The following is a 6,506-nucleotide window of genomic DNA, read 5'->3' on the forward strand; positions in this document are numbered from 1 at the left end:
GGGCGGGCCTGATCCGGCCCGCCCACCAGCCGGGAGAGCAGAGCCCGCGCGGCCGTCGAGGTCGCGCGGGCTCCGTGCATCCGGCCGGAAACCCCTGGCGCACCTCCCCTGCCGCACCCTACGCAAACCTTTACAGTAACATAGCTTGGGTCCTCCGCGGCATGCGAGTTGCGGCGAGGTACAGGCCCGTTCATTCACCCGAGGTGTACCATGCGCAACCCCCGAGACCAGGCGACCACCGAGGAAAAATGCGCCCGCTGCGGCACGGGCGTACGCTCCTGCCGCTGCCGCGGAACCGAGCTGGACGGCGGGTGCCGCAAACCCGCGTGCAGCTGCTGGTCGGAGCTCTGCTGCGAGTGCGGAGACGAGTACGCCCGCCGTTTCGTTGGAGCGTTGCTCAGCTGAGGAGACCACATGCGAGACATCGACAGGGAGATCGGCATCGGCTCGTTCGATCGTGACGAGCGCGCGGACGACGCGGGGGCGGTGGAGCGGAACCGCCGCATCGGCGAGCAGCTCCTCCTGGCCGACGAGATGGAGGAAACGCTCGAACGGCTCCGCGCCGAGCCCGCCGACGACCCACTCCAGCCTGGGCGGAGCCGCCATGAGACCCTGCGCGCGCTGGAGCGGAGGTTCCGCCTGGAGCGGGAGCGGCTGGAGTCGCTGACCCGCCGGGAGCCGATCGACTACGGCGCCATCGCGCGGGCCATGCCGATGCGGTAGGACGGCAGGGGACAGGGAGCGAAGCGAGCGAGTGCCGGCAGCTCCACAGGAGCAGCCTGCTCGGCGGGGGATCCTCGTGCTCGCCCCTGTTCCCGCGGCCCGCAGCCCCTATCTTCGCAGGGGGCGACCCGGACCCTCCGACGCGCACCCTCGACCCCCCGTCATCCGCGATGCTCCTCCGGCCGACCGACCGTGGCCTGCCCCGCGAGCCGGAGGCGGCGGATTCGCGGGCGGCCGTCCCGGGGATGCCCGGCGCGGGGTGAGCGAGGCCGAGCCGCCGGACCGGACGCGTCCGGGAGATCCCACCGCGCCGGAGGCCGCCGCGCTGGAGGCGGAGGGGATGGGCCCTCCGGGCGCCGGGGCGCCGCGCCTGCCGTGGTGGCGCTATGCCGTGGGCCTGGGGGTCCTGCTCGCGTTCCTGCTCGCGGGAGACGCCCTGGCCTCGCTCGGGCGGCTCCCGCTCCCGGGGAGCGTGGCCGGGATGCTGCTGCTGGCCGCGGCGCTGCAGCTCGGCTGGCTCCCGGTGCGATGGGTGGAGCTCGCCGCGGCGCTCCTCCTCCGGCACATGGCGCTCCTCTTCGTCCCGCCCGGCGTGGGGCTGATGGTGCACTTCGCCCTGCTGCGGCGCGAGTGGCTTCCCATCGTCCTGGCGAGCGCGGCGAGCACCTTTGCGGTGATGCTGGCCGTCGGCTGGCTGCAGCAGCGGCTGGAGCGGGATGGCTGAGCGGGTCCTCTCCGCCGTGCTCGCGGTCGCCGCGACCGTGGCCGTCTTCACCCTGGCGCGCCGGCTCCACCGGCGGCTCGGCTGGTTCCTCCTGCACCCGGTGCTCGTCGCCATCGTGGTGCTGATCGCCGGGCTGCGGGCGCTGGACGTCCCCTACGCGGCCTACGACCCGGGCGGCCGGCTGCTCAGCTTCTTCCTGGGGCCGGCGGTGGTCGCGCTGGGAGTGCCGCTGTACCGCCAGCTCGGGGAGATCCGGCGCAACGCGCGGGCGACCCTCGTCGCGCTGGCGGTGGGCGGCGCGGTGGGGATCCTGTCGGCGTGCGGGGTCGCGGCGCTCCTGAGCGCCTCGCCGGAGGTGGTCCGCTCGCTGGCGCCGCGCTCGGTGACCACGCCCATCGCCATCGAGATCGCCAGGCGCGCCGGCGGGCTCCCTTCGCTCTCGGCCGTGGTGGTGATCCTCTCGGGGGTGCTCGGCGCGGCGGTGGGGCCCGGCGTGCTCCGGGCGGTGGGGGTGCGCAGCCGGACGGCGACGGGGATCGCCCTGGGGGCATCCGCGCACGGGATCGGCACGGCGCGGGCGGTGGAAGAGGGGGAGGTGGAGGCCGCCGGCGCCGGGATCGCCATCGGGCTGATGGGAGTGGCGACGGCGGTGCTGACGCCCGGGGTGCTCGCGCTCCTCGCCTGGCTGGGAGCGCTGGGCTGAGGCGGGGCTCCGGTCCGGTTCCAACCCTGGAGCGGCTGGAGCCATCCAACCGGGTATGGGTGCGAGAAGCTCCGCGCCCCGCCTCGCTCCCGATCTTCCTTTACTCTCGACTGGACGGATGACCCATGAATAGCTTCCGCGTACCCGCGCTCGTGCTGATGCTCCTGGCGGGCGGACCGATGGCGGCCGCGGCGCAGACCGCGCAGGACTTCCGCTGGAGCGGCGTGATCCCGGCGGGCCAGCGGGTGGAGGTGAAGGGGATCAACGGCGCCATCCGCGCAGAGCCGTCCAGCGGGCGGGAGGTGGAGGTCACCGCGGTGCGGCGGGCCGGGCGGCGCGGCGACGTGGAGGACGTGCGCATCGAGACGGTGCCGCACGACGGCGGGGTGACCATCTGCGCCATCTACCCCACCCCGCGCGGACAGCGCGAGAACCGCTGCACCCCGGGCGAGAACTGGCAGGCGAGCAACGACAACAACGACGTGAGCGTCGACTTCGTGGTCCGCGTCCCCCGCGGCGTGCACTTCCTGGGCAGGACGGTGAACGGCGCCGTGGAGGCCGAGCGGATGCCGGCGAACGCGTTCGTCTCCACCGTGAACGGCGCGGTGCGGGTGAGCGCCGTCGGGGTGGTGGAGGCCAGCACCGTGAACGGAGACATCGACGCCGCCACCGGAACCGCCAACCCCGGGCGGGACCTGGAATTCCGCACGGTGAACGGGAACATCACCCTTCGCGTCCCCGCGGACTTCCGGGCCCAGGTCCGCGCGAAGCTCCTCAACGGGAACGTGAGCAGCGACTTCCCGATCACCGTCACCCGCGGCCGCTTCGTGGGCGCGGGCGCCTCTGGCGAGATCGGCAGCGGCGGGCGGAGGCTCGACCTGGAGACCGTCAACGGCAGCATCCGCATCCGGCGCGCCGGCGGGGAGTAGCCGTCGACCCGAAGCCGCCCGGCCGGCGGCGGACGTACCTGCGGCCCCGCACCGGAGATCCGGTGCGGGGCCGCTCTACGTTTCGCGTGCGGGTCTCCCGGCGCGGGGGCCGCGTGGAGCACGCCGACTTCGGACCTACCCCTCGGCGGTCGCCCTGCGGAGCGCGTCCGTTACCCACGCGTTCACGCTCTTCCGCTCTCGCGCCGCGGCGACCGCAACGGCGCGATGCAGCTCCGGATCCGTCCGGACCAGAAAGGCGCCGTTGAATGGCTTCTCTGGTTCCTCCCCCCGCTCTGCGCACCAGGCCAGGTAATCCTCGACACTGGCGGCGAGCTCCCGCTGCAACTCCTCTACGGAGGAGCCCGCGAACGTAATGCCGTCCTTCCCTCCCAGGTTCACCACGCGGCCCCGGAAGGTCTCGTCGTCCGGGTCGTACTCGAAGACCCCCACGTATCCCCTGTACTCGATCATGGCTCTACTCCTGCGCGACCGAGAAAATCCCGCACGTCGCGGACCGTAGCTCGTCCGGTGGTCGGCTTCGGGTGCGGCCGGTGGAAGACCTGTCGCACCCCGTTCAGCGCCACTCGCACACGCGAGCCGGCGCCCTCACTCACCTCCGCACCGAGTGCCGTGAAGAGGCTCTCGATCTCCAGCCAGCGGAGATCGGAGCGAGTGGGCGTCTCGAACACGGCCGCGAGCGTCCTGCGGTGGCGGGCGTTCATGGACGATGATATCTATTTGTGCTATCAGGATCAAGAGCGGTGGTTCCGGAGCATCGGACGTGACTTCGCCTGAAATCTGGCGGCCCCACGCGTTTCGAGGAGGGGGCCAACGCGTTTCACCCGTGGTTTACCGCGAGCTTTCGCCGCTTCTGCCCCCGCTGACGCTTCGGTGTCGGCGGGGGCTCCGCACTTCCCGGGGGATCCCGCAGAGCCGGTTTTGGCGCCCGTCGTGGGATCGGGTATGGTCGCTCTGCCCCGGCAACAGTTCACCTTTCAACGGAGGACCGCATGGAGACTGTCAGCGTCGCGCTCGGCGTGATCGGCATCCTGGCGACCGTCTACTACGGCAAGAAGAAGTAACCGGGCACCGGGCGGCCCCTCGTCCGGAGGGTGCCGCCCGGCCCTCCTCCCTCAGCTCCGCGTCCCGACCTTCTGCTCGATCGCGATCCCGGTGTAGTACTTCTTCAGGATCTGCGGGTAGGTGTGCCCGGCCCGCGCCATCCCCACCGCGCCCGTCTGCGACAGGCCGATGCCATGGCCGTTGCCGCCGCCGTACACCTTATAGCCCGTGGTCTGGCCGCTCGCGTCCACGAGCCGGTCGATCACGAACAGGGTGCTGGGGAGGAGCGTCGCCTTCCCGGTGGCGGGGTCGATGTACTTGAGCGAGGAGCGGATGCGCCCCTTGGTGTCGTAGAACGTCCCCTCCTCCGTCACGTACTCGATCTTCGTCACGCGCCCCGTCGGCGACCGGGACAGCACGTTGATCGCCAGCACGTTGCCCACGGGGCGGCCGGCATAGGCGCCGATGACGCTGCTGATCTGGCTCATGGTCCAGGTGAAGTTCCACCGGTGCCAGTGGTGCCACGCCTCGTAGCTGGTGGTGGAGGTGGGGTCCCGCAGGTCCGCCAGAAGCGCCGAGGTGGAGGAGAGCTCCGCCCCCGCCGGGTAGTCCCACACGCCGCGCAGGTACGCCAGGGTGCCGGAGAAGATGTCCTCGCTGTGGGCGGTGTGGCCGCCGCTGGTGGCGTGGAAGAGCGCGTCGATGAGCGCCCCGCCGTAGGTGGCGACGAGCCCCGCCGTGTGGTTCACCGCGGCGGTGGAGACGGAGTGCTCCGCGGAGTAGCCGCCGTACACCTGGTCCGAGACGGTGGCGCCCAGGTCGTACCCGTCGCTCCAGCGCTTCCCCAGGTTGGCGTGCGCGTAGGTGCGCGCGGCGACCGCCTGCGCCCGCTGCGCCTCCACCTCGGGGTAGGTGACCGGCCCCAGCTCCTTCGGCACCACGCCGTAGAGGTACTGCTCCATGGGGAGCTCGTTGATCCCCGCGAGGAGCGACTGGCTGCTGTTGAGCTGCACCTCGGCCGTGCCGCGGTACTTCTGTCCCGCGATCAGCACCTGCCCGGTGGAGGGCACCACCCGGGGCGGGTTGGCGGCGAGGACCTGCGTGCCGTTGCCGCGCGTCACCACGTAGCGCGGGAGCGACTGGGTGAGCGTGACCGTCCTCCAGAACGCGTCGGAGGTCGCCTGTCCGGCGGCGATCACCTTGTCCTTGTAGACGCGCTCGGCCGCGGTATCGATCGGGAGCGGGCGCTCGCCCACGTACACCCGCCAGCAGGCGGCGGTGGAGACCCACTCGGCCGCGGTGGGGAAGCCCGCGGCGGCGCCGTCCGCGAGCCGCCGATCGCGCTCGGCGGTGCTCCCGGTGCAGGTCACCTGCAGGCGCCGGCTCTCCGTGGTGACCGACGCGGAGGAGGTCCAGCTCACCGTGACCACCTCGCCGGCCGCCCCGGTGAGGAGGAGCGCGTTCGTCTCCTTCTCCCGCACCTCGTAGCTGGCGGTGGCGCCCACCTTCACCGAGCTGGCCGAGGGGACCACGCCGATGCGGATCAGCCCGGTGTAGGGCTCCACGGCGCGGCGGGGCGCCTCCGGCGCGGGCGCCGGGCCCGGACGGGTGGGGAGGTCTTCGGAGCAGCCGGCCAGCGCCACCAGCGCGGCTACGGTCGCGACCCGGGCGAAACGGCGACGTCGTGGATGCATGGCACCACCTCCGCGTACGTGAGACGTGGGACGTTGTCCCGGTCCCACCACCGATCACGCCGCGGCCGCGGTACCCGCCGGAAGCGCACGAACGCTTCCGGCACCGGCGGAAGAGGCTCCCGGTGGCCGGATCGGCCTGTTAGTACGCGACAGCAGATGCATTACGCGGGCCAGCCGCGTCCGGCGCCTCGTCGAGCAGCGCGCGCCAGGCGCGGGCGAGGCGGACCATGGCGGCGCGGGCGTCCGGGTTGACGCCGGTCAGGTGGATGAAGCCGTGCCCCTGCCCGGAGACGAGCAGGCGCCGCACCGGCGTCCCCGCCGCCTCCAGCGCGTCGGCGTAGGCGGCGCCCTCGTCGCGCAGGATGTCGAAGCCGGCCGTGACCACCAGCGCGGGGGGGAGCCCCGAGAGGTCGGGCGCGTGCAGCGGGGAGACGCGCGGGTCGGCGCCAGTCACGCCGGTGCCGCCCAGGTAGTGGCCGGTGAACGCGGCGCGGTCCGCGCGGCTGAGGAAGAAGCCCTCGCTGAAGAGCGCCTGCGACGGGCGCGGCGTGACCGAGTCGGTGGCCGGGTAGACCAGGAGCTGCGCCGCGGGGGCCGGGCCCTCCTCCCGGGCCAGCAGCGCGGCGACCGTGGTCAGGTTCGCCCCCGCGCTGTCGCCGCCCATGGCGACC

At 72.8% G+C, this 6,506-nt stretch carries 7 protein-coding genes; 4 read left to right on the forward strand and 3 right to left on the reverse strand.

Annotated elements, in window-relative coordinates; translation table 11 throughout:
* Positions 1–414 precede the first annotated feature (414 nt).
* From VGR37_24715 to VGR37_24730, 4 genes are all read left to right on the forward strand, one after another.
* Positions 415–723, forward strand: coding sequence for a hypothetical protein (locus tag VGR37_24715; protein HEV2150624.1), 309 nt, complete (start codon positions 415–417; stop codon positions 721–723).
* Between the two features lie 259 nt (positions 724–982).
* Positions 983–1,447 (forward strand): CidA/LrgA family protein, encoded by a 465-nt coding sequence (locus VGR37_24720; protein ID HEV2150625.1) that lies wholly within the window; start codon positions 983–985, stop codon positions 1,445–1,447.
* The gene (locus VGR37_24725; protein HEV2150626.1) at positions 1,440–2,150 is read left to right on the forward strand and encodes an LrgB family protein; all 711 of its coding nucleotides are present in this window, start codon (positions 1,440–1,442) and stop codon (positions 2,148–2,150) included. Before VGR37_24720 ends, VGR37_24725 begins: the two co-directional genes overlap by 8 nt.
* Positions 2,151–2,275: 125 nt before the next feature.
* Positions 2,276–3,079: a DUF4097 family beta strand repeat-containing protein gene (locus tag VGR37_24730; protein HEV2150627.1), complete on the forward strand. Its 804-nt coding sequence runs from the start codon at positions 2,276–2,278 to the stop codon at positions 3,077–3,079.
* 135 nt (positions 3,080–3,214) lie between these two features.
* On the opposite strand, the gene VGR37_24735 is transcribed toward VGR37_24730, so the two are convergent.
* The 3 genes from VGR37_24735 to VGR37_24745 all read right to left on the reverse strand — a co-directional run.
* Entirely contained in the window at positions 3,215–3,550 is a 336-nt protein-coding gene (locus VGR37_24735) for a type II toxin-antitoxin system HicB family antitoxin (protein ID HEV2150628.1), read from the reverse strand.
* A gap of 662 nt (positions 3,551–4,212) precedes the next feature.
* On the reverse strand, positions 4,213–5,835 hold the full coding sequence (locus VGR37_24740; protein HEV2150629.1) for a SpoIID/LytB domain-containing protein: 1,623 nt from the start codon (positions 5,833–5,835) through the stop codon (positions 4,213–4,215).
* Between the two features lie 139 nt (positions 5,836–5,974).
* Positions 5,975–6,506: alpha/beta hydrolase fold domain-containing protein (locus tag VGR37_24745; protein HEV2150630.1), on the reverse strand; the 532-nt coding region annotated here is incomplete at its 5' end.

The organism is Longimicrobiaceae bacterium (assembly GCA_035936415.1).
In the GTDB taxonomy this organism is placed as follows: Bacteria; Gemmatimonadota; Gemmatimonadetes; order Longimicrobiales; family Longimicrobiaceae; genus JAFAYN01.